This is a genomic window from Bradyrhizobium sediminis (assembly GCF_018736105.1).
Classification (GTDB): Bacteria; Pseudomonadota; Alphaproteobacteria; order Rhizobiales; family Xanthobacteraceae; genus Bradyrhizobium.
Genome location: NZ_CP076135.1, coordinates 2,155,541 through 2,180,222, shown reverse-complemented (window position 1 = coordinate 2,180,222; position 24,682 = coordinate 2,155,541). Strand labels below are relative to the sequence as shown.

Genomic DNA, 24,682 nt, shown 5'->3' with positions numbered 1-24,682 from the left:
CTGGACTGACTCGGCGCACGTCGATTGGTCACCTCGCCCCGCTTGCGGGGAGAGGTCGAAGCCGAAGGCTTCGGGTGAGGGGGAATCTCCACGTGCTGAACTCGTGGAGAGTCCCCCTCACCCCGCCCCTCTCCCCGCAAGCGGGGCGAGGGAGAACTCAGAGCAGGCCCGCGCCGCGCGCCCACTTATACTTGGCGCCGAGCACCTCGACCGGCAATTCGGTCGAGTAGGCATAGGCCGGAATGCCGTTCTGGTAGAGATATTCGGCGGCCTCCTCGACCTCGACGTCGCCGGCGAGCGAAGCGACGATCGGTTTCACGAAGCCCTTGGCCTCCATCTCCTTCTTCACCTCGACCATGTTGCGGGCGAACACCATCGGCGGGGTGACGATGGTGTGCCAGTAGCCGAGGATCAGCGAATGGATGCGCTCATCCGACAGGCCGAGCTTGACGGTATTGACGTAGGTGATCGGCGGCTCGCCGCCGGTGATGTCGACCGGGTTGCCGGCGGCGCCGAACGGCGGAATGAACTTGCGGAACGCCGCATCCAGATCCGGCGGCATCGCCATCAGCGAGAGACCGTTATCCACTACCGAATCGGACAACAGCACGCCGGAGCCGCCGGCGCCGGTGATGATCAGCACGTTCTCGCCCTTCGGCGTCGGCAACACCGGCACGCCGCGCGCGAATTCGAGCAATTGCCGCAAGCTGCGGGCGCGGATCACGCCGGACTGCTTGAACACGTCCTCGTAGATCTTGTCGTTGCCGGCGAGCGCGCCGGTGTGCGAGGACGCGGCCTTGGCGCCCGCCGAGGTGCGGCCGGCCTTGAGCACGATCACCGGCTTCTTCTTCGAGACCCGCTTGGCGGCGACCGCGAAAGCGCGGCCATCCTTCAGGTCCTCGCAGTGCTGGGCGATGAGGTTGGTGTTCGGATCCTGCTCGAAGAAGGCCAAGAGATCGTCCTCGTCGATGTCGGACTTGTTGCCGAGGCCGACGATCGCCGAGACGCCCATCTTGGCCGAGCGCGAGAAGCCGATGATCGCCATGCCGATGCCGCCGGACTGCGACGACAACGCCGCATGGCCCTTGACGTCGTAGGCGGTGCAGAACGTGGCGCAGAGATTGGCGGGGGTATAGTAGAAGCCGTAGATATTCGGCCCCATCAGGCGGACGTTGTACTTGTTGCCGACTTCGACGATTTCAGCCTGCAACTCGGGCGCGCCGGCTTCGGCGAAGCCCGACGGAATCAGAACCGCGCCGGGAATTTTCTTCTCGCCGCATTCGGCGAGCGCGCCGGCGACGAACTTCGCCGGGATCGCGAACACCGCGGTGTCGATCACGCCAGGCACATCCTTGACGCTCTTGTAGGCCTCGTAGCCGAGAATCTCGGCGGCCTTCGGATGGATCGGATAGATCTCGCCCTTGTAGCCGCCGTTGATCAGATTCTTCATCACCGAGTTGCCGATCTTGCCGTCTTCGGCGGAGGCGCCGATCACGGCAACCGCCTTCGGCATCATGATGCGGTTCATCGCGGTGACGATTTCCTCGTTCGAGCGCGGCGCCGGGCGCGGCTTGTAGTCGAAATCGACGACGATGCGCACGTCGGCGGCGATCGCGTCCTTCTTGGTGGCGAATACCGGATTGAGGTCGAGTTCGACGATTTCAGGGAAATCGCTGACGAGCTGCGACACCTTGACGATGACGTCTGCCAGCGCGTCGCGGCTGACCGGATCGCCGCCGCGCACGCCCTTCAGCATGTCATGGGCCTGGATGCCGTCGAGCATCGACAAGGCATCGTCCTTGGTCGCGGGCGCGAGCCGGAAGGTGATGTCCTTCAAAACCTCGACCAGCACGCCGCCGAGGCCGAAGGCCACCAGCTTGCCGAACGAGCCGTCGGTGATGGAACCGATGATGACCTCGGTGCCGCCGGCCAGCATCTGCTGGACCTGGACGCCCTCGATCCTGGCGTCGGCCTTGTACTTCTTGGCATTCGCCAGAATGGTGTCGTAGGTCTTCTCGGCCTCGGCGGCGGTCTTGACGCCCACCACCACGCCGCCCGCTTCGGTCTTGTGCAGAATGTTCGGCGAGACGATCTTCATCACCACCGGAAAACCCATGCCGGAAGCGATCTTGGCGGCCTCGGCGGCCGATTTGGCGACGCCCTCCTTCGGGACCGGGATGCCGTAGGCATCGCACACCAGTTTGCCTTCCGGCGCCGTCAGGCTGGTGCGCTTGTCCGCCTTGACGGAATCGAGGATCTTGCGGACCGCATCTTTGGAATTCGACATTGGCTTCCCTCCTTGGCGTCTGTTTCTTGGTTCGCTGGCAGCCCGTGCGGGCGTCAGGACTGCAAATTCCCGGCGCAGATTCAATCGAGGTCCCGATGATCGCTTGCGCGGGGTCCGCGTCGGCTACGGTATTCCTGGGTGGCCGTGGTCGACCACTTATGGCATTTGGTATGCCAGAGACAAGATTGTCAAGCCGATGCAAGGGGCGGAAGTGCTGAAAACACGGTCAACTTGACAGTGTGGTATTTGGTATGCCAAAAACTCTCTTGGTAATCTTCTGTTAAAAGGCGTCTCCCCAACGGAGGAGACCAGTCGTGCCCACACGGAAACCAACCAAGGCGCCGCCCCCCATGGCTGAGGCAGAAATCGCGATCGTCCGCATTGCGCCGGAGACCAGCTTCAAGAACAAGGCCTATGAGGCGTTGAAGGAGGCGATCCTCAAGATGGACATCTACGCGACGCCCGAGCCGGTGATGCTCGACGAGCGCGCGCTGTCCGAACGTCTCGGCGTCAGCCGCACCCCGATCCGCGAAGCAATCGCGATGCTGGAGCAGGACGGCTTCGTCAAGACCGTGCCACGCCGCGGCATCATCGTCGTGCGCCGTACCAAGAGCGAGATCGTCGACATGATTCGCGCCTGGGCCGCGCTCGAGAGCATGGCGGCGCGGCTGATCACGACGACCGCGCGCAAGAAGGACATTTCCGCGCTGCGCGACTTCTTCAGGAATTTCGGCAAGGATCGCCTGCCGCAGGATCACGTCGAGGAATATTCCAAGGCCAACATCGCCTTTCACCAGGCGCTGATCTCACTCTCGGAGTCGCCGACGCTGGTCGATATGACCAACGATATACTGCTGCACGTGCGCGGCTACCGGCAACTGACCATCGGGCGAACGGACCGCACCGCAACCTCGTTGCCCGAACACATGGCGATCATCGAAGCGCTCGAGGAGCGCGACACCGAATTGGCGGAAAAGCGCGCGCGCGATCACACGCTCGGCCTTGCCGCCTATGTCGAAGCGCACGGCCAGGAGCTGTTTTAGCGAAGGACGGCTTTTTATTTTGGACCAGCTGGATGAGGCAAAGACTCGTCCAAACCAAGAAACGACAGGGAGAAGCGGAATGTCCGCAGTAGTGCAGACCATCGATGCCAACGCAGCCGACGAACGTGAACTGACGGATGGCTTTCATCTCGTCATCGACGCGCTGAAACTCAACGGCATCAACACCATCTACGGCGTTCCGGGGATTCCGATCACCGATCTCGGCCGCATGGCGCAAGCCGCCGGCATTCGCGTCATCTCGTTCCGCCACGAGCAGAACGCCGGCAATGCCGCGGCCATCGCCGGCTTCCTGACCAAGAAACCCGGCGTCTGCCTGACGGTTTCGGCGCCCGGCTTTCTCAACGGCCTGACGGCGCTGGCCAACGCCACCACCAACTGCTTCCCGATGATTCTGATCTCGGGCTCGTCCGAGCGCGAGATCGTCGACCTGCAGCAGGGCGACTACGAGGAGATGGATCAGCTCGCGATCGCCAAGCCGCTGTGCAAGGCGGCGTTCCGCGTGCTGCATGCCGCCGACATCGGCATCGGGCTGGCGCGCGCGATCCGCGCGGCGGTGTCGGGACGTCCGGGCGGCGTCTATCTCGATTTACCGGGCAAGCTGTTCTCCCAGGTGATGGACGCCGAAGCCGGCACCAGGTCGCTGGTCAAGGTGATCGACGCGGCGCCTGCGCAAATTCCGGCTCCCGCCGCGGTCAAGCGCGCGCTCGACGTGTTGAAGAGCGCCAGGCGTCCGCTGATCATCCTCGGCAAGGGCGCGGCCTATGCGCAGGCCGACGACGACATTCGCGCGCTGGTCGAGAAGAGCGGCATTCCGTTCCTGCCGATGAGCATGGCCAAGGGTCTCTTGCCCGATACCCATCCGCAATGCGCAGGCGCGGCGCGCTCGACCGTGCTCAAGGACGCCGACGTCGTGATGCTGATCGGCGCCCGGCTCAACTGGCTGCTGTCGCATGGCAAGGGCAAGACCTGGGGCGAAGCACCGAAGAAGTTCATCCAGATCGACATCGAGCCCAGGGAAATGGACTCCAACGTCGAGATCGTCGCCCCCGTGGTCGGCGACATCGGATCCTGCGTTGCCGCCCTGCTCGCCGGCATTGACGGCAAGTGGCCGGCGCCGCCCTCCGACTGGACCGGCGCGGTAAGGGCAAAGCGCGACGACAACGTCGCCAAGATGGCGCCGCGGCTGATGAACAACAACTCGCCGATGGACTATCACGGCGCGCTCGGCGCGCTGCGCAGCGTCATCAAGGAACGGCCGGATGCCATCCTGGTCAACGAAGGCGCCAACACGCTCGATCTCGCGCGCGGCATCATCGACATGTATCAGCCGCGCAAGCGCCTCGACGTCGGCACCTGGGGCGTAATGGGCATCGGCATGGGCTTTGCGATCGCAGCCGCCATCGAGACCGGCAAGCCGGTGCTCGCCGTCGAGGGCGACAGCGCGTTCGGTTTCTCCGGCATGGAAGTGGAGACGATCTGCCGCTACAACCTGCCGGTCTGCGTCGTGATCTTCAACAATAACGGCATCTATCGCGGCACCGACGTCAATCCGACCGGCGGTGCCGACGTGGCGCCCACCGTGTTCGTCAAGGGCTCGCGCTACGACAAGATGATGGAAGCCTTCGGCGGCGTCGGCGTCAACGCGACCTCGCCGGACGAGCTGAAGCGGGCGGTCGACGCGGCGATGAATTCCGGCAAGCCGACCCTGATCAATGCCGTGCTCGATCCCGCCGCCGGCAGCGAGAGCGGCCGCATCGGCAACCTCAATCCGCAGAGCAAGCTGAAGAAGAAATAACCGGCCATACCCGGCGGGACCGGCAAGCGGCCCCGCCCCCATTCCTTCCTGCGCTCGCGCAGGAGCAGACACGATACGGAGCAAAGACGATGACAAAGGCGCTGAAGGGCGTTCGCATTCTCGATTTCACCCACGTCCAGTCAGGGCCCACCTGCACGCAATTGCTGGCCTGGTTCGGCGCCGACGTGATCAAGGTCGAGCGCCCGGGCGTCGGCGACATCACCCGCGGTCAATTGCAGGACATCCCGAATGTCGACAGCCTGTATTTCACCATGCTCAACCACAACAAGCGTTCGATCACGCTCGACACCAAGAACCCGAAGGGCAAGGAAGTCCTCACCGCGCTGATCAAGAACTGCGACGTGCTGGTGGAAAATTTCGGTCCCGGCGTGCTTGATCGCATGGGATTTCCGTGGGAGCAGATTCACGCCATCAACCCGAAGATGATCGTGGCCTCGATCAAGGGCTTCGGCCCCGGCCCCTACGAAGACTGCAAGGTCTATGAGAACGTCGCGCAATGCACCGGCGGCGCGGCCTCGACCACCGGTTTCCGCGACGGACTGCCGCTCGTCACCGGCGCCCAGATCGGCGACAGCGGCACCGGCCTGCACCTGGCGCTCGGCATCGTCACCGCGCTCTATCAGCGCACGATGACCGGCAAGGGACAGAAGGTCACCGCCGCGATGCAGGACGGCGTTCTCAACCTCGCCCGCGTCAAATTGCGCGACCAGCAGCGCCTCGCTCACGGCCCGCTCAAGGAATACAGCCAGTACGGCGAAGGGATCCCGTTCGGCGACGCGGTGCCGCGCGCCGGCAACGATTCCGGCGGCGGTCAGCCCGGCCGGATTCTGAGGTGCAAGGGCTCGGAGACCGATCCCAACGCCTACATCTACTTCATCACCCAGGCGCCGGTCTGGGAGAAGATCTGCGACGTGATCGACGAACCCGGCTGGAAGACCCATCCCGATTACGCCAAGCCGGCGGCCCGGCTGTCGCGGCTGAACGAAATCTTCGCGCGCATCGAACAATGGACCATGACCAAGACCAAGTTCGAGGCGATGGAGATCCTCAACAAGGACGACATCCCCTGCGGCCCAATCCTGTCGATGAAGGAAATCATGGAGGACCAGTCGCTGCGCGCGACCGGCACCGTGGTCGAGGTCGATCATCCCACCCGCGGCAAGTACATCTCGGTCGGCAATCCCATCAAATTGTCCGACAGCCCGAGCGAGGTGACCCGTTCGCCGCTGCTCGGCGAGCACACCGACGAGGTTCTGCGGCAGGTGCTCGGCTTCAGCGATCACCAGGTCGCCGAGATCCACAATTCCGGCGCGCTCGATCCGCCGCGCAAGCAGGCCGCCGAATAGGCAAACGCCCCAAGCGGGCATATTTCAAAGGCCGCCGGTCAATCCGGCGGCCTTTTTCGTCATTTGGGTGGCAGATCGGTCGCTTGCTGCACTGCGGTGATCGAAATGCTGCCATGCAAACAAACCAGTTGTTCCTGGTATTTGGTATACATAAATTGTTCTCGGATTTGATGCGGCGCCGCGCTGCACTTCAAGAAAGGGGACGACAATGTCCAAGACTGCTTCCATCGGATTTGTGCCTTCCAACGGCCTGTTCGGCCGCCTGATCGCCGCGATCGACCGGCTGCTGATGACCAGCGCCCGCACCTCGATCCGCAATAACGATCTGCCCTATTTCGGGCTCTGAGGCACTTATCTGAGCCATTCGGGCAAGCCGCTAGTTCGCCCGGATCAGCATTGGCTCCCTGACTTCGCGTTTCCTCCCAGACTTATGGCCCCGACTTCGGGGCCATTTTTTTTGCCGAAGTTCTGAGCAAGGTGGGACGCAACGCCTGCGACAAATTGGCCTACCCTCGATCCCACGGGAGTAATCGTTTGCACTCTGGCATATCGCATACCAATATGCGGTTCGTTAGCGCCAAACCAAGAACAGAAGCGCAATGACGGGGGAGTTGATGCAGCAGGGCTGGTCCGCGAGACAGCCAAAGCGATCCGGCGGCAGGTATGACCATTTGTCGTACCGTCCCATTTGTTCCGTTTCAAAACTCAGGTAATCCAAAAGAAGCGGATGCCACGCTGGAGCGTCCCTCATACAATTCTAACTGGCAACCGTCTCGCAGCGACAATCCTTGCGAGACGATCGACCGGGACGAGGGCCGAAACGCTACTCGGGATCAGTTGACGGCAAAGCCGGCATAGACCGGCGCGCTCGAACACATTGGGAGAGAGACAAAATGAAACGTTCTGTTTTGCGTGTTGCGCTGGCTACGGTCGCTGCTTTCTGCACGAGCGGCATTGCGTCTGCCGCCTGGGAACCGGTTCGCCCGGTTGAATTCATCGTACCCGCCGGCACCGGCGGCGGCGCCGATCAGATGGCGCGCACGATCCAGGGTATCGTCACCAAGCATGGCCTGATGAAGCAGCCGCTGGTCGTCATCAACAAATCCGGCGGCGCCGGGGGCGAAGGCTTTCTCGACGTCAAGGGATCGGCGGGCAACCCGCACAAGATCATCATCACCCTCTCGAATCTTTTCACCACACCGCTCGCAACCGGAATTCCCTTCAACTGGAAGGACCTCACCCCGGTCGCCATGCTGGCGCTCGACGAATTCGTACTCTGGGTCAATGCCGATAAGCCGTACAAGGACGTCAAGGATTACGTCGACACCCTCAAGAAGGCGCCGTCCGGCTCCATCAAGATGGGCGGCACCGGATCGAAGCAGGAAGACCAGATCATCACGGTCGCCGTCGAGAAGGCAACCGGCACCAAGTTCACCTACATTCCCTACAAGGGCGGCGGCGAAGTCGCCGTTCAGCTCGTCGGCAACCATGTCGATTCGTCCGTGAACAATCCGATCGAGGCCGTGGCGCAGTGGCGCGGCGGCAAGCTTCGTCCGCTCTGCGTGTTCGACGGCAAGCCCATGGCCTATGACGAGCAGATCGCGGACGGCAAAGCCTGGAAGGATATTCCGACCTGCAAATCGCAGGGCCTCGATATGGAATATCTGATGCTGCGCGGCATCTTCATGTCACCCAAGGCCACCAAGGACCAGGTCGACTACTACATCGATCTGTTCAAGAAGGTGCGCGCCACTCCGGAATGGCAGGACTTCATGAAAAGCGGCGCCTTCAATACGACCTTCATGACCGGGGCCGACTATGCCAAGTGGGTGGAGGGAGAGGAAAAGCGCCACGAATCTCTCATGAAGGCGGCCGGTTTCCTCGCTACGGGAAATTGATCCAACCCACCCGGGAATGCTGACGAACGCGTGACGCAGAGTCGGCTGCGAATCCGAAGCTGCGATTACGCATGGAGTTTCCATGACGACGAATAATTCAGACGCTGCAGGCCCGAAGCACAAGACCGTAGAAGCCGGCATCGCGCTGCTGATCGGGATCTTCGGAGCGATCGTGATCGCCGGCAGCCTGAAGGCCGGCATCAACTGGGGCGCCGAGGGCCCGCGCGCCGGATTCTTTCCGTTCTACGTCGGGATCATCATCATCGCTTCCAGTGCGGTGAACCTCTTGCACGTGCTGCGTGACAGGGATGACGGGCTGTTCGCGGAGTGGGGCCAGCTTCGTCAGGTCATGAGCGTCGTCATGCCCACCGCGATCTATGTCGGCGCGATGCCGTTTACCGGTCTGTACGTCGCATCGATCGTCTTCATCGGCTGGTTCATGCGATGGCTCGGCAAATACAGCTGGCTGACGGTGCTCGCCGTGGCGTTCGGCATGCCGATCGTCACCTACTTCATTTTCGAACGCTGGTTCTTGGTGCCGCTTCCCAAAGGCCCCCTCGAGGAATGGTTCGGCCTCTAGGGTCATTGCGTTGTCAGCTCACGGTTGCAGGACTTAAAGCATGGAAGAAATCGTCAATCTTTTTCACGGCTTCGCCGTGGCCCTGCAGCCCTTCAACATCATGGTGATGGTGCTGGGCATCGTGCTCGGCGTCATCATCGGCGTGCTGCCGGGCCTCGGCGGCGCCAACGGCGTTGCGATCCTGCTGCCTCTGACCTTCAGCATGCCGCCGACCTCGGCCATCATCATGCTGTCCTGCATCTATTGGGGCGCGTTGTTCGGCGGCGCGATCACCTCGATTCTGTTCAACATACCGGGTGAGCCGTGGTCAGTGGCGACGACATTCGACGGCTACCCGATGGCGCAGCAAGGCAAGGCCGGAGAAGCCCTGACGGCAGCCTTTACCTCCTCGTTCGTCGGTGCGCTGTTCGCCGTCATCATGATCACGCTGGTCGCCCCGCTGGTCGCAAGCTTCGCGCTGCAATTCGGTCCGGCGGAGAAATTCGCGGTGTATTTCCTGGCATTCTGCAGTTTCGTCGGCCTGAGCAAGGAGCCACCGTTCAAGACCATCGCGGCGATGATGATGGGCTTTGCACTTGCGGCCGTCGGACTGGACTCCATCACCGGACAATTGCGCCTGACCTTCGGGTTCACCGAACTGCTCAACGGCTTCGATTTCCTGATCGCCGTCATCGGCCTGTTCGGGATCGGTGAAATCCTTCTGACCATGGAAGAAGGACTGAACTTCCGCGGCGGCAACGCCAAGATCGATTTGCGGGTCGTGCTGCGCACCTGGAAGGGACTGCCCAAGTACTGGATGACCTCGCTGCGCTCCTGCATCATCGGCTGCTGGATGGGCGTCACGCCGGCAGGCGCAACACCCGCCTCGTTCATGAGTTACGGCATCGCCAAGCGGGTCGCCAAGAACGGCCACAATTTCGGCAAGGGCGAGATCGAAGGCGTGATTGCGCCGGAGACCGCGGCGCATGCCGCCGGCACCGCCGCATTGCTGCCGATGCTGTCGCTTGGCGTGCCCGGCTCGCCGACGGCCGCCGTTCTTCTCGGCGGCCTGTTGATCTGGGGCCTGCAGCCCGGTCCGATGCTGTTCGTCGAGCAGAAGGAATTTGTCTGGGGCCTGATCGCCTCGATGTATCTCGGCAATCTCATGGGCCTCATCGTCGTGCTGACCTGTGTGCCGATCTTCGCGGCCATCCTGCGCGTGCCGTTCAGCATCATCGCGCCGCTCATCCTGGTGCTGTGCGCGATCGGCGCCTATTCGGTTCACAGCAGCACGTTCGACGTGATCCTGATGCTGGTGTTCGGCGTCGTCGGATATCTGCTCAAGAAGTGCAATTATCCCCTCGCCCCGCTGGTGCTGGCGATCGTGCTCGGCGACAAGGCCGAGGAGGCGTTCCGGCAGTCGCTGCTGGGATCCCAGGGCTCGCTTGGCGTGTTCTTTTCGAATGCGCTGGTCAGCACGATCATGGTCCTCGGATTGATCGCGCTGTTCTGGTCGGCGATCCAGCAAGGCTATAGCCGTCTGCGAACCGCCGCCGCCTGATCCGATCTGCGCCCTATTTCCCCGTAAAATCTGTGGCTTGCTGCGCCGCAGAAATGCCAGCGACTGCGAACAGCTTCGGCCGGCCTCGCCTGAGGCCGGCTTTCCGCCGCGCGCTTTTTTCCACCTCCTGCGGCAAACTGTCAAAATTTCTCTTGTCTACTGGCATATCATATACCACACTCGGTCGATTAGCTGTCAGGCTTCGATAGAACAGCGCTTGGAGGGAAATGATGACAGACACGGTTCACGGAGCGGTCCCCACGACTGCACGCGTCAGCGATGCCTATCGATGGACGCAGCTGGCCATCGGCGTCGCCGCGATGGTGATGATCGCCAACTATCAATACGGCTGGACGTTCTTCGTCCCCGATATTCAGAAAAAATTCGGATGGGATCGCGCCTCGATCCAGTGGGCCTTCACCCTGTTCGTGCTGTTCGAAACCTGGCTGGTGCCGATCGAGGGCTGGTTCGTCGACAAATACGGCCCGCGCCTCGTGGTCCTGATCGGCGGCATCCTCTGCGCCATCGGCTGGGCGATCAATGCGCAGGCCACCTCGCTGAACGGCTTCTATCTCGGCATGATCATCGCGGGCATCGGCGCCGGCGGCGTCTATGGCACCTGCGTCGGCAATGCGCTGAAATGGTTTCCCGACAAGCGCGGCCTTGCCGCCGGGATCACCGCGGCCGGGTTCGGCGCGGGCTCAGCGCTGACGGTCGCGCCGATCCAGGCGATGATCAAGGATTCCGGCTTCCAGAATACCTTCCTCTATTTCGGTCTGGGGCAAGGCATCATCATCGTGATCCTCGCCTTCATCATGTTCGCACCGAAGGCCGGTCAGGTCCCCGCCGTCATCCAGAACGCCAATGTGATCCAGAGCCGGCGTAACTACCAGCCCACGGAAGTGATCCGTCAGCCGATCTTCTGGCTGATGTATTTCATGTTCGTGATCGTCGGCGCGGGCGGATTGATGGTCACTGCCAATCTCAAGCCGATCGCGGTCGACTGGAAGGTCGACGCCATCCCGGTCACGCTGATCGGAATGACGATGACCGCGGTGACGTTCGCAGCGACGATCGACCGCGTCCTCAATGGTTTGACGCGGCCGTTCTTCGGCTGGGTTTCCGACCAGATCGGCCGCGAGAACACCATGTTCGTCGCGTTCGGCATCGAAGGCGTCGGCATCTGGGCGCTTTACATGCTGGGCCACGACCCCGTCTGGTTCGTGATCCTCTCCGGTCTGGTGTTCTTCGCCTGGGGCGAGATCTATTCGCTGTTCCCGTCGACCTGTACCGATACGTTCGGCGCGAAATTCGCGACCACCAATGCCGGGCTGCTCTATACGGCCAAAGGCACGGCAGCGCTGCTGGTTCCTGTCGCCAATTACATGCAGCAGTCCTCCGGCAACTGGGACCGGGTATTCCTGATCGCAGCCGGCGCGAATATCCTCGCCTCGCTGCTTGCGATCATCGTCCTCAAGCCGTGGCGCAGGAAAGTCGTCGCCCGGGCGATGGCGAACTGACCGGCTGCAACGCCACTGCGAAGAGCGCGCTCATCTGCCCGATGGGCGCGCTCTTTGCCTTCCGGTTTCTCGATCGGTGGCATACCTGAAGTCTCTTGCGACCATGTTCGCAAGACTTTCATGCCGGACCGCGCGACGACGAAACATCCATAAGCGTCAGTAATACTGCCTCTTTATTGCTGTTATGCACGCGCGCGATTTCCCGTTGACATATGGTATATTGTATACCAGTCTGCACCGACGCTTGAACCATTCAGGGAGGTTGCCATGCAAGTCGGAGATGTCCTGCGCAAGAAAGCCGCACGTGTTGCAACGGTTCGAATGAACGAAACCGTCGCAATCGCTTCCCAACTGATGCGCTCCGGCAATATCAGCGCGCTCGTGGTCAAGGATGTCGTGCGCACCGAGGGCAATACCGCGGTGGGCATGTTCACAGAGCGCGACGTCGTCCGCGCCATTGCCGAACACGGCGCGGCCGGCGTCCACATGAAGATCTCGCAGCTGATCTCGGTGCAGGAGCTGGTGTGGTGCAGCCCTAACGATACGCTCGAGCACGTCCGTCATCTCATGCACAGGCACCACATCCGTCATCTGCCTGTGATCGACAACTACAGCCTGATCGGCGTCATCAGCATCCGCGACATCTCGACCGCGTTCGCCGACGAGGCCACGGCCGTCGCGCCAACCGTAGCAGCCTGATCGGTCGCTCTTGCTTCGCCTGCTTACGACCTGCCTCGAGGCTTCGCCCCGGGGCAGGCAGGTAATCTGCGCTGAAATTTCCTCCACCCGTTTTCGAAAGTCTCCGTGAAAATCTGGGTCTACGACGCCGGCGCGATCGGTGGATATCTCGGTGCGCAGCTCGCGCGTGCGGGCGCCGACATCAGCCTGATGGAGTGTCCGCTCTGAAGCGCATGACGGACTCAAGTCGGACATCACGCCATGTCCGTTTTGTGCCAACAGGCGACATCAACTCTATGGCCAATTTCACCACTGAAACCTCGAGACCTTTGTCGGCTTCGTGCGGTTAGCGTCGGGGAACTTGCCTTCGAAGGTGGCAGCGACCAACCAGCCATTCATCCATTTGATCTCAGTCGAGGGCAGTGGTCGCGCCGAGCCAGCGTCGCGGACGCGCCTTGGCAACGTTTGGAGGCTGGAGGGGCACAGTCGGCGTTGTAGTCGTGAGCGAGCTTGACGAAGGGGCCGCCGCTTTCGCACAACCCCAATTCGCGTGCCCTCGATGCGGGACAATGCGTCAGTCGAGTAGCGATTGACTACCCGCCCACGAACAGATGCGTGGAACGGGGTTCTGAGGCGATCCCGAAAAGGTAATTTTCTCGACGTATGGCCTGGCAATCCCAGTCGTTATTCGTTTTCGGTCGCTTGAGATCCGGAGCACCCTGCTGCCCACATCTATAGCAAATTGCTGGCCAGCTGCTGGACCCGAGTCAAGCGCACCTTGATAAGTGCCGGGCGTGAAAGTCACGCGAGATGAGTGATCTGACACAGGCGTGTAAGTGAACGAGTAGGAGATTGTGCCCGCACTTATTGCCGCTCCATAAGTGGGGGGCGGGACAATGGTCACGAATGTTCCCGTGCCCTTACCAGTTCCATCGCCATTGTAGGTAATCTGACCCTCGCTACTGACCATGCTGATGTTGCTGTCGCCCTTTGGGAGCGTGAGGTTTCCCTTACTGTCTTCTTTAAATCCGGCGGGTACCGTCAAACACACCTGAGTGCCTGCAAACGAATAAGTACCTTTCAGATCGTCAGCAGCCGCAACTCCCGTCGAGATAGATGTAACAGCAATTATCGACCAAAATAGCGCACGTCGCATGGCGTTCTCCTGACATCTGGACTCCGCCCCATAGATATAGATTAAGCTGGATCACAGGTCTTGGATTGAGATGGATCAAGGATTGCGTTTTGGCCATTCTCGCCTTAACCGCCATCGCTTCCGGCCTCTAATCTTGGTTAGGCGCATGTCCGTGTTGGGTCATTAGCGCCGATTTAGGTATGTCCGCAGCATGTCCGGTCAGCGGGTGATCTCGGAAATGCCGGACACTATCCGGAATCGCCCATCGCCCGGAAACAAAAGCCCCGGTTTTGCATGATTGCGTTGCTCCGAGCCCTGACCTGCCCGGTGGACATTTGCGGGGGGTGGCGGCATCCTGCGCCTCGAAATCCGACAAGAGACGCGCGCAAAATTCCGCGCAGAGGAAACAGAGGGCAGACCATGTTGAAAACGCGATTTACCGAGCTCGTCGGCGTCGAACACCCGATCGTGCAGGGCGGCATGCAGTGGGTCGGACGCGCGGAGCTGGTAGCGGCGGTCGCCAATGCCGGCGCGCTCGGCCTCATTACGGCGCTGACGCAACCGACGCCGGAAGACCTCACCAAGGAAATCGCGCGCTGCCGCAGCCTCACCGACAAGCCGTTCGGCGTCAATCTCACCATTCTGCCCTCGATCAAGCCGCCGCCTTACGCGGAATACCGGCAGGCCATCATCGAGAGCGGCATCAAGATCGTCGAGACCGCCGGCAACAAGCCGCAGGAGCATGTCACCGAATTCAAGAAGCACGGCGTGATCGTGCTGCACAAATGCACCAGCGTTCGCCACGCGCTGTCGGCGGAGCGCATGGGCGTCGACGCGATCTCGATCGACGGTTTTGAGTGCGCCGGGCATCCCGGCGAGGACGACACGCCCGGCCTGATCCTGATTCCGGCCGCCGCCGACAAGGTCAAGATTCCGATGATCGCTTCCGGCGGCTTCGCCGACGGCCGCGGCCTGATCGCAGCGCTCGCGCTCGGCGCCGAAGGCATCAACATGGGCACCCGCTTCATGTGCACCAGGGAAAGTCCGATCCATCAGCTGGTGAAGGAGCGCATCGTCGCCAACGACGAGCGCGAGACCGAACTGATCTTCCGCACCATGCGCAATACCTCCCGCGTCGCCAAGAACGCGATCAGCACCCAGGTGGTCGCAATGGAAAAGGCAGGCGCTAAATTCGAGGATGTCCGCGAGCTCGTCGCCGGCGCCCGCGGCAAGATGGTCTACGCGTCAGGCGACGCCGATGAAGGCATCTGGTCGGCCGGACAGGTGCAGGGACTGATTCATGACATCCCGACCTGCGCCGAACTGGTGTCGCGCATCATGCGCGAGGCGGAAGCCATCATCCAGACCCGGCTCGAAGGCATGATGTCCGGCGCCCGCCGTCAGGCCGCCGAATAACCGGCTTCGAACAACAGAGAACGATCGCATGAAGGCCTATGTCTATGGCGCCAATGGCGCCGCCATCGCCGATGTCGCCAGGCCGTCGCCGAAAGGCGCCCAGGTGCTGGTTCGCGTGCGCGCCTGCGGCCTCAACCGCGCCGACCTCGGCATGACCAAGGGCCACGTCCATGGCGCCGCCGGCGGCGTCGGCACCGTGCTCGGCATGGAATGGGCGGGCGAGATCGCCGAACTCGGCCCCGACGCCCAGGGCGTCGGTATCGGCGACCGGGTGATGGGCTCCGGCGCCGCCGCATTCGCCGAGTATGCGCTCGCCGACCATCGCCGGCTGTTCCACATTCCGGCCAAGGCCAATATGAGCTTCGAGGACGCAGCCACCCTGCCCGTCGCGCTCACCACCATGCACAATGCGGTCGTGACCAATGGCGCCCTGCAGCCCGGCCAGACCGTGCTGATCCAGGGCGCCAGTTCCGGCGTCGGCCTGATGGCGCTGCAGATCGCCAGGCTCAAGGGCGCGAAAACCGTGATCGGCTCATCGACCGACGCGACGCGACGCGGCCGGCTGAAGGATTTCGGCGCCGACCTCGCGGTGGATTCCAGCGATCCCGGCTGGGTCGATCAGGTATTGAAGGCGACGAACGGCGAAGGCGTCGACCTGATCGTCGACCAGATCTCCGGCAAGGTCGCGAACCAGAATCTGGCAGCCACCAAAATCAAGGGCCGCATCGTCAATGTCGGCCGGCTCGGCGGCACCCATGCCGATTTCAACTTCGACCTGCATGCCGCGCGCCGCATCCATTATATCGGCGTCACCTTCCGCACCCGCTCGATCGAGGAAATCCGCGAGATTTTCGATGAAGTCCGCAAGGACATCTGGCCCGCGGTAGAGTCGCGAAAACTGCAATTGCCGATCGACAAGGTGTTCGCCTTCGACGATATCGGCAAGGCGTTCGAGCACATGGAAGCCAACATGCACCTCGGCAAGATCGTGGTGACGCTCTGACTTCGTTGACCTAGAGGTCGACTTCTGTCCGGGTCGATTTCGGCCCATCCAACAATTCAGAACAATTCGCAACAAAGTACTCCCTGCGGATAAAGTGGCGATGGCGGATCGGCGCTTTAATGTTAGGTGACGGGCTGCTAAACCGCCGCGCATGAGCCCTGCCGTACCCAACGTCAAATCCCGCGTCGCGGCGATTTCGATCTTCGCCAGCGCCGGCATGGCGGCGGCGAAGTTCGCGGTCGGCATCGCCATCGGCAGCCTCGCGCTGATTTCGGAAGCGCTGCACTCTTCGGTCGACGTGGTCGCGACCGTCGTAACCTGGATGGTGGTGCGGGTTTCGGACCGCCCGGCGGACGACGAGCATCATTACGGCCACGGCAAGTTCGAGAGCCTGTCGGCGCTTGGCGTCATCGCCATGCTCTATGTGCTGGCCGGCGGCATTCTCGTCGAATCCTACAGCCGCCTGCGCGAAGGCGCGCCGCCGCCGACGCTGTCGGCGATCCCGTTCGTCGTCCTTTTGATCGACATCGCCGTGAACTTCTGGCGGGCGCGGGCGCTGCATCGCACCGCACGCGCGACCAAAAGCCAGGCACTGGCCGCCGACGCGCTGCATTTTGCCTCCGACGTGCTCGGCTCGATCGCCGTCATCATCGGACTGGCCCTTTCCGGGTTCGGCTATGTCTGGGGCGACGCCGTCGCCGCAGTCGCCGTCGCGATCATGATCGCGCTATTGGGCCTGCGGCTGGCGCGCTCCACCGTCGAAACCCTGCTCGACCGCGCCCCCGAAGGCGTATCGGAGACCGCGACCGCCGCCATCCGGGCCGTGTCCGGCGTGGTCGATGTCGAACGCTTAAGGGTGCGCATGGTCGGATCGACGCATTTCATCGACGCCATCGTGCAGGTGCCGCGTACCTATCCGATCGACCGCGTCGAAGAGATCAAGCGAATGGCACAGGATGCGGTCAACAAGGCGCTCGACGACGCCGATCTGACGTTCACCGCCGTGCCGGTCGCGCGCAATAATGAGAGCGTGCGCGAGCGCATCATGGTGATCGCCCGCAATTCCGGCCTCGCCGTCCACCATGTCACCGTGCACGACCTCGGCGGCAAGCTCACCGTCTCTATCGACCTCGAAGTCGACGGCGAGATGGCGCTGACGGCGGCCCACGACATCGCCCATGGGCTGGAGCGCAACATCCGCGAGGAATTCGGCGAGGACGTCGAAGTCGACACCCACATCGAGCCGCTGGAACCGGAATTGCCGCACGGCACCGATGCCGCGCCCGACCGCGTCGAAACCATCAAGGCCGCGCTGTCGCGCCTGGCCGCCGACGGCGCCATCCATGACATCCATAATGTGCGGGTGCGCGACACCGACGCCGGCGAAATCGTCAACTTCCATTGCCGCGCCGCACCCTCGATGAGCGTGATCAAGGTCCACCAGAAGGTCGACGAGCTCGAACGCGCGCTGCGCCGCGCGTTCCCCACGGTGAAACGCGTTATCAGCCACGCCGAGCCGCCGCACGCGCAGTGAAATCCCGATGCCGGGCGCGTTCTCCTTTCGGACTCGCTTTTCGCACTCCCGATTCTCCATTGGACAAGATTTATTTTCATTAACGAATCGTTGACTCTCGACAGTCTGCAAAAAGTGGATTCAAATCGCTGTGATTCGGAAGCGACTGGGGCTGTTCCGGACAGGGTGCAAATAAGATTTTTGGTGGGGGTCCAAGCATGGCGCGCGCACACGCGGCGAGCGCGTGCGTCCAATCCGATTCGATCAAGGGATTGGCGCAATCGATCGCAAAACCGGCCTATCACCGGCTGTTGGTAGCGGAGCCTGCGCTTCGCCGCGCAGTGCCAACCCTGATCATTGCCTTCCTCATCACCATCTGCCTTGGCGCATTCGTGCAGGTCGTCGATCAGAACCGGCAAAAGCGCGGGGCCGTCAAGCGCGACCTGGCGGCGGTCGCCGATCTGCTCGCCGAACGCCTCGACCGCATCGCCGCGGTCAGGCAGGACCGGGCGGCGACCATCGACCGCCTGCAGAGCCTGCTGCCCGGCCTCATCCCATCATGGGGAGTCGCGGCCGGCCGGCACGTCATCGTCACCGGCGCCGACCAGCGCGTTCTCGCCCGCGTGCCGGTCGAAACCACGCTTGGCGACACCGCCAGCACACTCGAGGCCATCAGCGCCGCACTGTCGCTGACCGGAGCGGCCCAGCAGGGCGGCGTCACCGACATCGTGCTGCCCAACGGCAACGGCGCGCTGGCGGTCCAGCACATCGTCAAATCGCTGCCCGGCCAGGTCATCATCATCCAGGAAAAGATCGATTCACTGTGGCAATCGGACGCCGCCCTGTCGGTGACGCTGTCCGCCACCACGGGCTTCGTCGTGCTGATCCTGGGCTTTGCCTTCCACTGGCAATCGACCCGCGCCCGCGAAGGCGATCTCATCAATGACGCCGTGCGCGGCCGGATCGATACCGCGCTCAATCGCGGCCGCTGCGGGTTGTGGGACTGGGACCTGTCGCGCGGCAGGATCTTCTGGTCGCAATCGATGTTCACGATGCTGGGGCTGGACAGCCGCAACGACCTCCTGACCTTCGGCGAGGTCAACGCGCTGGTGAAATCCGACGACATCGACCTGTTCGCCATCGGCGATCAGCTCATCTCCGGAAAGATCACCTACATCGACCAGACCTTCCGCATGCAGCACACCGACGGCCACTGGATCTGGCTGCGGGTCCGCTGCGAGCTCAGCCATGGCGCAGCCGACGCCGGCCTGCACCTGATCGGCATTGCCGTCGACATCACCGAGCAGAAGAGCCTCGCCGAGAAAACGGTGGAGGCCGACCTGCGGCTGCGCGACGCGATCGAGACCATCCCGGAAGCGTTCGTGCTGTGGGACGCGGAAGACCGCCTGGTGCTCTGCAACTCGCACTTCCAGCGCCTGCACAAGCTACCGGATTCGGCCGTCGCGCCGGGCACCTCCTACGAAACCGTGATCGAAGTCGGCAGCATGCCGGAGGTCCGCACCCGGCTGCATGAAACCGCCACCCAGGCGCCGGGCGCGCGTACCTTCGAGGCGCAACTCGACGACGGCAGCTGGCTGCATATCAGCGAGCGCCGCACCAAGGACGGCGGTTACGTCTCGGTAGGCACCGACATCACCCGCATCAAGGAACATGAACAGAAACTGGTCGACAACGACCTTCGCCTGCGCGCCACCGTCATCGACCTGAAACGCTCGCAGACCGCGCTCGAACAACAAGCCATCGAACTCGCCGACCTCGCCGAAAAATATTCCGAAGAAAAGACCCGCGCCGAGGAAGCCAACCAGACCAAATCCAAATTCCTCGCCAATATGAGCCACGAGCTGCGCACGCCGCTCAATGCCATCATCGGGTTCTCCGAGATCATGGAAAGCGGCATGTTCGGCACGCTCGGCTCGGAGAAATACCAGGAATACTGCCACGACATTCTCACCAGCGGTCACTATCTGCTGGAAGTCATCAACGACATTCTCGACATGTCGAAGATCGAAGCCGGCCGGATGAAGCTCGACATGGAGCAGCTCGACCTGTCGAAGACGCTGGCGGAATCGCTGCGGGTGGTATCCGGACGCGCCGACGACAAGCAGCTGGCGCTGGACGCGGATATCGACGGCAGCATTTCGGTGGTGGCCGACCGCCGCGCCATCAAACAGATCATCGTCAACCTGCTGTCCAACGCCGTCAAATTCACGCCCGACGGCGGCAAGGTGGTGGTGCGCAGCCGGCTGCTCAACGACTCGATCGTGCTGATGATCGCCGATACCGGCATCGGGATCGCGCCGCATTCGCTGCAGCGGCTGGGCCGGCCGTTCGAGCAGGTCGAGAGCCAGCTCACCAAGACCTATCACGGCTCGGGGCTCGGGCTCGCCATCGCGCGATCGCTGACCGATCTGCACGGCGGCTCGATGCGGCTGCGCTCGAAACTCGGTACCGGCACGGTGGTCTGCGTGTCGTTGCCGCGCGACGCCAGCAAGGCCAAGGCGAAGGTTCAGGCTGCCGCCTAGCTGGACGCCGGATTCAGCCATTGCGCGCGGGCGCGCGCTCCAACGTCAGCAGGACAGCCTCTCCAGTCTTACGCGTGTGCGTGCTCAGGGCAGCCGCGAACCCTGCCGCATCGCGTGCGCGGAGCAAAGCCATAAAGGTTTCGTGCTCCTCCACGGACTCGGTCCATCGTCGGGCATCGTAATTTGCGACAGCGCGCGCGCGAAAGATGTTCGCATGCAGCGTCGTCCAGATGTTGAGAAGAACGGGATTGCGAGCCAGCCTGGTGATCTCAACGTGAATGTCCTGGTTCAATCTAAAATATGCGGTGCGTGCTGCATCGCGATGAAGCTGGATCAGCCGCTCATGCATCGCATTCAGTCTGGCGATGTCGTCATCAGTAGCCAATGTTGCAGCCTGACTCCCGGCAACGCCGTCCAGCGCAACCATGATGTCAAATATGTTGGCAATCTCGTCGCGATTGATCGGCGTAACCACAGGTGTCCGGTGCGACCGGAGTTCGATAAGGCCCTCGTTCGCCAATATCTTGAAAGCCTCACGCAAGGGAGTCCGCGACACTCCGAACGTCTCGCATAGCATTCGCTCCGGTAACGGGGCGCCCGCTTGCAGTTCGCTGTTCACGATCATTTCACGAACCTTCGCGACCAGCTGATCGTGCAGCGACATTCTCTCGATGGGCCTCTTCGAATGGTCCGACGACAATTTCAGCCGAGCCGGCTTGAAGCGGGTGCGGAGTTTGGCTCGTGGCGCGCGCTCGCTCATGCCCGGTAGTCCCCTTTCATGGCTGCTGCCTCAAAACTGTGCTCGTCGCCCATTGAACAAGCACCTTTCTTAAGATAAGATAGATCAAGATCCTTGATATTGCTAGCTAAAATCATGATTGCATATCGTATCCAATTTGGCATAGGGATTGCTACAATCATTGCTCGGACAAGGAATCCGCAAACAACTGACCGGAGATCAGCCGTGAGAAAACTTCTGCTGGCTACCCTCATCGCCCTTGGTTTCGCTTCGCTGGACGTCGCAAGCACCTTTGCCCAAGTCGAGCCCTCGATCAAACTCGGTTACGCGAAGTGCGCTCACTGCACGCCGATGTCGCTAACACCGCAATATGCGAAGGGCGTTCAGATCGACGCCGTCGGCTTCAATACCGGGACCGACGCACTCACTGCCCTGGTATCCAAGAATATCGATGTCGCCCAAGTCACCTACCTTCACTACGCGATTGCGCTCGACAAGGGTTTCGATGTGGTGGCGATCTCGGGGCAGGTCAACGGCGGCTCGGCGATGCTGGTCGGAAACGATCTGGAAGTCACGCCGAACGATTGGGCATCTCTCAAAAAGGTCATTGCCGATTTCAAGGCCGCCGGAAAGCCGTTCCGCGTAGCGGCGTCCCGCGGAAATGCGCAGGACATTCACATGCGCGGCGCATTTGCCAAACAGGGCATCGATATCAACAAGGACGTGCAGTTCGTCAACATTCCGAATCCGTCGGACCACTTGCAAGCCTTGCGACGCGGGGAAATCGAGTTGATCTGCACCGTCGAGCCTTTTGCAACGCAGATACTGCAGAACAAGGCAGCCAAGCTGTTCGGTCTTCCCTATGATCAGGCCGCAGGCAAGCTCACCAACATCATTCTAACCCGGTCGGATGTTGTCGCAGCGAAGCCCAAGGAACTCGAGAACACCGTCCGCGCGGTGGTGAAGGTTGATGAATTCATCGCGGGCGACAAGGCAGCTTTGGTTGCCGTGATCTCAAAGATCACCGGTCTCGACAAGGCAATTGCCGCAGGCGCCGTGGATAATCTCGACCCGGACCCGAAGATGTATCGTGCTTCGGCCGTGGCGATCGCCGGCATGATGCGCGACCTGAAGTACATCAACTCGGATGTCTCGGCCGCGGTCGAGAAGAACATGGATTACCGCTTTCTGGAGGCTGCGACCGGCAAGCCCAAGTCCGACCTGGGCTATTGAGGTCGATCATGCTCAACGTCCTCCACCTCAGGAAGCTTGATCGCTACGTCGTGCCCTTCCTGATTCTGGTGGGGTGGGAAGCGTTCTCGCGGTCGGGCGCGCTTCCCGCCGCCTTGTTGCCGGCGCCGTCGACCGTGCTGTGGGCATGGGCGGACTGGATATTCGGTACCGATGGCAACACCCAAACCTACAGCGGGCATTGGGTCTACGACATGGCATCCAGCTTTTCCCGCGTTCTCGCGGGCTTTGCGATCGCCACCTTTCTTGCTGTTGTGCTGGGCGTTGCCATCGGCTGGTCTCGCGCCACCGAAGTGATCATCGAACCGACGCTGCAAATGCTGCGGCCGATTCCACCGGTGTCATGGATTCCGCTGGCGATCATCTGGTTTGGAATAGCCAACAAGCCCGCAATTTTTCTCGTGTTTCTCGGCGCATTTTTTCCGATCCTGCTCAATACGATTCACGGCGTGAAGAATTGCGACCGCAATCTCATTCGTGCGGGCGCGATGGTCGGCGGCAAGAATCGCGAGCTACTCCGCTTTATCGTGCTGCCCGCCGCGTTGCCGAACATTTTTGCCGGCCTGCGTATCGGAATTGGATCGGCATGGATGCTTACCGTTACCGCCGAGATGGTCGCGGTGAAGAGCGGCCTCGGCTACGTGCTGTGGGACTCGTATTACTTCCTGCGTTACGACCTCGTTCTTGCCGCCATGGCCAGCATCGGGCTGCTCGGCTTCCTGAGTGATCTCGGTATCCGCGCCGTCATGAGCCAGGTCCTTCACTGGCAGCGCAATACCACCATCCAGGGCGGGGAATGAGACATGGCCACGATCGAAATTTCCCGCCTGTCCAAAGTATTCAAGGACGCCAAACGGAAGTCCGATGTCGTCGCTCTCGACGATATCAATCTTCAGGTTGCGAAAAACGAATTCGTTTGCTTGCTCGGGCCCAGCGGATGCGGAAAGTCCACGCTGCTGAATATGATCGCCGGCTTCGAGAAGCCAACTTCCGGCACCGTAACGGTCGATGGACAGCTGATTTCCTCCCCCGGATCCGATCGGGGCGTGGTTTTTCAACAAGCCAATCTAATGCCGTGGCTGCCGGTCTGGGAAAATGTTGCCTTTCATTTGCTTCTGCGTGGCAACCAAAAAAGCGAGCGGCGCACCATCGCGCAACGCTATATCGATATGGTCGGGTTGACCGGCTTCGAGAACCACTATCCTTCCGAACTGTCGGGCGGAATGAATCAGCGGGTCGGCATTGCACGCGCACTGCTTATGAATCCGCAGGTTATTCTGATGGACGAACCATTCGGCGCGCTCGATGAACAAACGCGAATGGATATGCAGAACGAACTCGTTCGAATCTGGCAGAAACACCAGGGCACCATCGTCTTCGTAACCCACGGCATCGACGAAGCTTTGACGCTCGGAACGCACGTCGCTGTGATGAGTGCGCGACCAGGCCGAATTCGGGAGATCATTCCGATCGACCTGTCGCGACCCCGGGACATCACGAGCCCGCAGTTCAACGAAACCAAGCGCCATATCCTCGATCTGCTTCGCTCCGAGCGGGCAAATCAACCCTTGGAAACAACGGACCACCAATGACAAAGCGTGTTCTTCTTGGAATGCTCACCCCTTCGTCCAATACTGCTCTGGAACCGATTACAACCGCCATGGTTGCCGGCCTGCCCGAGGTTTCCGCGCACTTCTCCCGTTTCAAGGTTACGGAAATAGCGCTTTCCAGCAAAGCACTCGCTCAGTTCGACAATGACGAAATCCTGCGGGCGGCAGAATTGCTGGCGCATGCGAAGGTGGATTCGATCGGATGGAATGGCACTTCCTCCGGATGGCTGGGGTTTGAGGCCGACGTCCGCCTTTGCGAACAGATCTCCGCGGCCACCGGAATTCCCGCTACGACCTCGATGCTGGCGCTTAACGAGATCCTCGAGCAGCGCAAAGTAACGAGGCTCGGCTACGTCACGCCTTATCTGGATGACGTTCAGGCCAAAATCCTCGAAAACTACGGAAAGCTCGGTATCGTCTGCCAGGGCGAACGGCATCTCGGCCTGCAGGACAATTTTTCCTTTTCGGAGGTGCCGGTCTCGCAACTGGAGGCGATGACCCGCGACGTTGCAATGGACAGACCGGATGCAATCACGATCATCTGCACCAATTTGAAGGCCGCACCATCGGTTGCGAAGCTCGAACGTGAAACCGGCATTCCAATCTATGACACGATCGCGACTGTAGTCTGGAAATGTCTAAGGCTCGCCGGCGTGGATACCCGGCGCGTGACAGAGTGGGGTTCGCTGTTTCAAGAAGTTGCGTGACCCTTTGCGGCAGGTTGCGTGTTGTTATCTGGAGAA

20 protein-coding genes are annotated in these 24,682 nt (G+C 61.5%); 17 read left to right on the top strand and 3 right to left on the bottom strand.

Going from position 1 to position 24,682, the window contains the following annotated elements; translation table 11 throughout:
• Positions 1 to 157: 157 nt before the first annotated feature.
• Complete coding sequence (locus KMZ68_RS10330; protein WP_215615671.1) at positions 158 to 2,287, bottom strand: acetate--CoA ligase family protein; 2,130 nt, start codon at positions 2,285 to 2,287, stop codon at positions 158 to 160.
• A 350-nt stretch (positions 2,288 to 2,637) separates the two neighbouring features.
• On the opposite strand from KMZ68_RS10330, the gene KMZ68_RS10325 reads away from it, so the two are divergent.
• From KMZ68_RS10325 to frc, 3 genes are all read left to right on the top strand, one after another.
• Complete coding sequence (locus KMZ68_RS10325) at positions 2,638 to 3,330, top strand: GntR family transcriptional regulator (protein ID WP_369810030.1); 693 nt, start codon at positions 2,638 to 2,640, stop codon at positions 3,328 to 3,330.
• 79 nt (positions 3,331 to 3,409) lie between these two features.
• Positions 3,410 to 5,146 (top strand): oxalyl-CoA decarboxylase, encoded by a 1,737-nt coding sequence (oxc, locus tag KMZ68_RS10320; protein ID WP_215615669.1) that lies wholly within the window; start codon positions 3,410 to 3,412, stop codon positions 5,144 to 5,146.
• Positions 5,147 to 5,235: 89 nt separating this feature from the next.
• Entirely contained in the window at positions 5,236 to 6,513 is a 1,278-nt protein-coding gene (frc, locus tag KMZ68_RS10315; RefSeq protein WP_215615668.1) for a formyl-CoA transferase, read from the top strand.
• A 24-nt stretch (positions 6,514 to 6,537) separates the two neighbouring features.
• On the opposite strand, the gene KMZ68_RS10310 is transcribed toward frc, so the two are convergent.
• A complete protein-coding gene (locus KMZ68_RS10310; RefSeq protein ID WP_215615667.1) occupies positions 6,538 to 6,729 on the bottom strand; it encodes a hypothetical protein in 192 nt (63 codons plus the stop codon).
• Between KMZ68_RS10310 and KMZ68_RS10305 the strand changes: the two genes are divergently transcribed.
• The 10 genes from KMZ68_RS10305 to KMZ68_RS10260 all read left to right on the top strand — a co-directional run bounded on the left by KMZ68_RS10305 (position 6,722) and on the right by KMZ68_RS10260 (position 20,339).
• Positions 6,722 to 6,859, top strand: a complete 138-nt coding sequence (locus tag KMZ68_RS10305; protein ID WP_215615666.1) for a hypothetical protein — start codon at positions 6,722 to 6,724, stop codon at positions 6,857 to 6,859. The two genes, KMZ68_RS10310 and KMZ68_RS10305, sit on opposite strands and share 8 nt — an antisense overlap.
• A 547-nt stretch (positions 6,860 to 7,406) precedes the next feature.
• Positions 7,407 to 8,411 (top strand): Bug family tripartite tricarboxylate transporter substrate binding protein, encoded by a 1,005-nt coding sequence (locus KMZ68_RS10300; RefSeq protein ID WP_215615665.1) that lies wholly within the window; start codon positions 7,407 to 7,409, stop codon positions 8,409 to 8,411.
• An 82-nt stretch (positions 8,412 to 8,493) separates the two neighbouring features.
• A complete protein-coding gene (locus tag KMZ68_RS10295; RefSeq protein WP_215615664.1) occupies positions 8,494 to 8,991 on the top strand; it encodes a tripartite tricarboxylate transporter TctB family protein in 498 nt (165 codons plus the stop codon).
• Between the two features lie 40 nt (positions 8,992 to 9,031).
• On the top strand, positions 9,032 to 10,531 hold the full coding sequence (locus KMZ68_RS10290; RefSeq protein WP_215615663.1) for a tripartite tricarboxylate transporter permease: 1,500 nt from the start codon (positions 9,032 to 9,034) through the stop codon (positions 10,529 to 10,531).
• A 230-nt stretch (positions 10,532 to 10,761) separates the two neighbouring features.
• Positions 10,762 to 12,051 carry an oxalate/formate MFS antiporter gene (gene oxlT, locus KMZ68_RS10285; protein ID WP_215615662.1) on the top strand — a complete coding sequence of 430 codons (1,290 nt, stop codon included), beginning with the start codon at positions 10,762 to 10,764 and terminating at the stop codon, positions 12,049 to 12,051.
• Between the two features lie 267 nt (positions 12,052 to 12,318).
• On the top strand, positions 12,319 to 12,750 hold the full coding sequence (locus KMZ68_RS10280; protein WP_215615661.1) for a CBS domain-containing protein: 432 nt from the start codon (positions 12,319 to 12,321) through the stop codon (positions 12,748 to 12,750).
• Positions 12,751 to 14,284: 1,534 nt separating this feature from the next.
• Complete coding sequence (locus tag KMZ68_RS10275; RefSeq protein WP_215615660.1) at positions 14,285 to 15,280, top strand: NAD(P)H-dependent flavin oxidoreductase; 996 nt, start codon at positions 14,285 to 14,287, stop codon at positions 15,278 to 15,280.
• A 28-nt stretch (positions 15,281 to 15,308) separates the two neighbouring features.
• On the top strand, positions 15,309 to 16,283 hold the full coding sequence (locus KMZ68_RS10270; RefSeq protein ID WP_215615659.1) for a zinc-binding dehydrogenase: 975 nt from the start codon (positions 15,309 to 15,311) through the stop codon (positions 16,281 to 16,283).
• Positions 16,284 to 16,434: 151 nt separating this feature from the next.
• Positions 16,435 to 17,817 carry a cation diffusion facilitator family transporter gene (locus tag KMZ68_RS10265; RefSeq protein WP_215615658.1) on the top strand — a complete coding sequence of 461 codons (1,383 nt, stop codon included), beginning with the start codon at positions 16,435 to 16,437 and terminating at the stop codon, positions 17,815 to 17,817.
• Between the two features lie 197 nt (positions 17,818 to 18,014).
• Positions 18,015 to 20,339 carry a PAS domain-containing sensor histidine kinase gene (locus tag KMZ68_RS10260; RefSeq protein ID WP_215615657.1) on the top strand — a complete coding sequence of 775 codons (2,325 nt, stop codon included), beginning with the start codon at positions 18,015 to 18,017 and terminating at the stop codon, positions 20,337 to 20,339.
• Between the two features lie 13 nt (positions 20,340 to 20,352).
• On the opposite strand, the gene KMZ68_RS10255 is transcribed toward KMZ68_RS10260, so the two are convergent.
• On the bottom strand, positions 20,353 to 21,099 hold the full coding sequence (locus KMZ68_RS10255; protein ID WP_215615656.1) for a GntR family transcriptional regulator: 747 nt from the start codon (positions 21,097 to 21,099) through the stop codon (positions 20,353 to 20,355).
• A 114-nt stretch (positions 21,100 to 21,213) separates the two neighbouring features.
• On the opposite strand from KMZ68_RS10255, the gene KMZ68_RS10250 reads away from it, so the two are divergent.
• The 4 genes from KMZ68_RS10250 to KMZ68_RS10235 are packed head-to-tail and all read left to right on the top strand — an operon-like array spanning position 21,214 to position 24,646.
• Positions 21,214 to 22,311 (top strand): ABC transporter substrate-binding protein, encoded by a 1,098-nt coding sequence (locus KMZ68_RS10250; protein WP_215615655.1) that lies wholly within the window; start codon positions 21,214 to 21,216, stop codon positions 22,309 to 22,311.
• A gap of 8 nt (positions 22,312 to 22,319) precedes the next feature.
• Positions 22,320 to 23,129: an ABC transporter permease gene (locus tag KMZ68_RS10245; protein WP_215602542.1), complete on the top strand. Its 810-nt coding sequence runs from the start codon at positions 22,320 to 22,322 to the stop codon at positions 23,127 to 23,129.
• 3 nt (positions 23,130 to 23,132) lie between these two features.
• Entirely contained in the window at positions 23,133 to 23,921 is a 789-nt protein-coding gene (locus tag KMZ68_RS10240; RefSeq protein WP_215615654.1) for an ABC transporter ATP-binding protein, read from the top strand.
• On the top strand, positions 23,918 to 24,646 hold the full coding sequence (locus KMZ68_RS10235; RefSeq protein ID WP_215615653.1) for a maleate cis-trans isomerase family protein: 729 nt from the start codon (positions 23,918 to 23,920) through the stop codon (positions 24,644 to 24,646). Before KMZ68_RS10240 ends, KMZ68_RS10235 begins: the two co-directional genes overlap by 4 nt.
• Positions 24,647 to 24,682: the final 36 nt, after the last annotated feature.

Bases quoted from the DNA above. Each gene is read 5' to 3' on its own strand.
- KMZ68_RS10255 (WP_215615656.1), bottom strand. From the start codon at position 21,099: ATGAGCGAGCGCGCGCCACGAGCCAAACTCCGCACCCGCTTCAAGCCG.
- KMZ68_RS10235 (WP_215615653.1), top strand. From the start codon at position 23,918: ATGACAAAGCGTGTTCTTCTTGGAATGCTCACCCCTTCGTCCAATACT.
- KMZ68_RS10325 (WP_369810030.1), top strand. From the start codon at position 2,638: ATGGCTGAGGCAGAAATCGCGATCGTCCGCATTGCGCCGGAGACCAGC.
- KMZ68_RS10305 (WP_215615666.1), top strand. From the start codon at position 6,722: ATGTCCAAGACTGCTTCCATCGGATTTGTGCCTTCCAACGGCCTGTTC.
- KMZ68_RS10300 (WP_215615665.1), top strand. From the start codon at position 7,407: ATGAAACGTTCTGTTTTGCGTGTTGCGCTGGCTACGGTCGCTGCTTTC.
- oxc (WP_215615669.1), top strand. From the start codon at position 3,410: ATGTCCGCAGTAGTGCAGACCATCGATGCCAACGCAGCCGACGAACGT.
- oxlT (WP_215615662.1), top strand. From the start codon at position 10,762: ATGACAGACACGGTTCACGGAGCGGTCCCCACGACTGCACGCGTCAGC.
- KMZ68_RS10245 (WP_215602542.1), top strand. From the start codon at position 22,320: ATGCTCAACGTCCTCCACCTCAGGAAGCTTGATCGCTACGTCGTGCCC.
- KMZ68_RS10260 (WP_215615657.1), top strand. From the start codon at position 18,015: ATGGCGCGCGCACACGCGGCGAGCGCGTGCGTCCAATCCGATTCGATC.
- KMZ68_RS10275 (WP_215615660.1), top strand. From the start codon at position 14,285: ATGTTGAAAACGCGATTTACCGAGCTCGTCGGCGTCGAACACCCGATC.
- KMZ68_RS10270 (WP_215615659.1), top strand. From the start codon at position 15,309: ATGAAGGCCTATGTCTATGGCGCCAATGGCGCCGCCATCGCCGATGTC.
- KMZ68_RS10240 (WP_215615654.1), top strand. From the start codon at position 23,133: ATGGCCACGATCGAAATTTCCCGCCTGTCCAAAGTATTCAAGGACGCC.
- KMZ68_RS10295 (WP_215615664.1), top strand. From the start codon at position 8,494: ATGACGACGAATAATTCAGACGCTGCAGGCCCGAAGCACAAGACCGTA.
- KMZ68_RS10330 (WP_215615671.1), bottom strand. From the start codon at position 2,287: ATGTCGAATTCCAAAGATGCGGTCCGCAAGATCCTCGATTCCGTCAAG.
- KMZ68_RS10265 (WP_215615658.1), top strand. From the start codon at position 16,435: ATGAGCCCTGCCGTACCCAACGTCAAATCCCGCGTCGCGGCGATTTCG.
- KMZ68_RS10250 (WP_215615655.1), top strand. From the start codon at position 21,214: ATGATTGCATATCGTATCCAATTTGGCATAGGGATTGCTACAATCATT.
- KMZ68_RS10290 (WP_215615663.1), top strand. From the start codon at position 9,032: ATGGAAGAAATCGTCAATCTTTTTCACGGCTTCGCCGTGGCCCTGCAG.
- KMZ68_RS10280 (WP_215615661.1), top strand. From the start codon at position 12,319: ATGCAAGTCGGAGATGTCCTGCGCAAGAAAGCCGCACGTGTTGCAACG.
- frc (WP_215615668.1), top strand. From the start codon at position 5,236: ATGACAAAGGCGCTGAAGGGCGTTCGCATTCTCGATTTCACCCACGTC.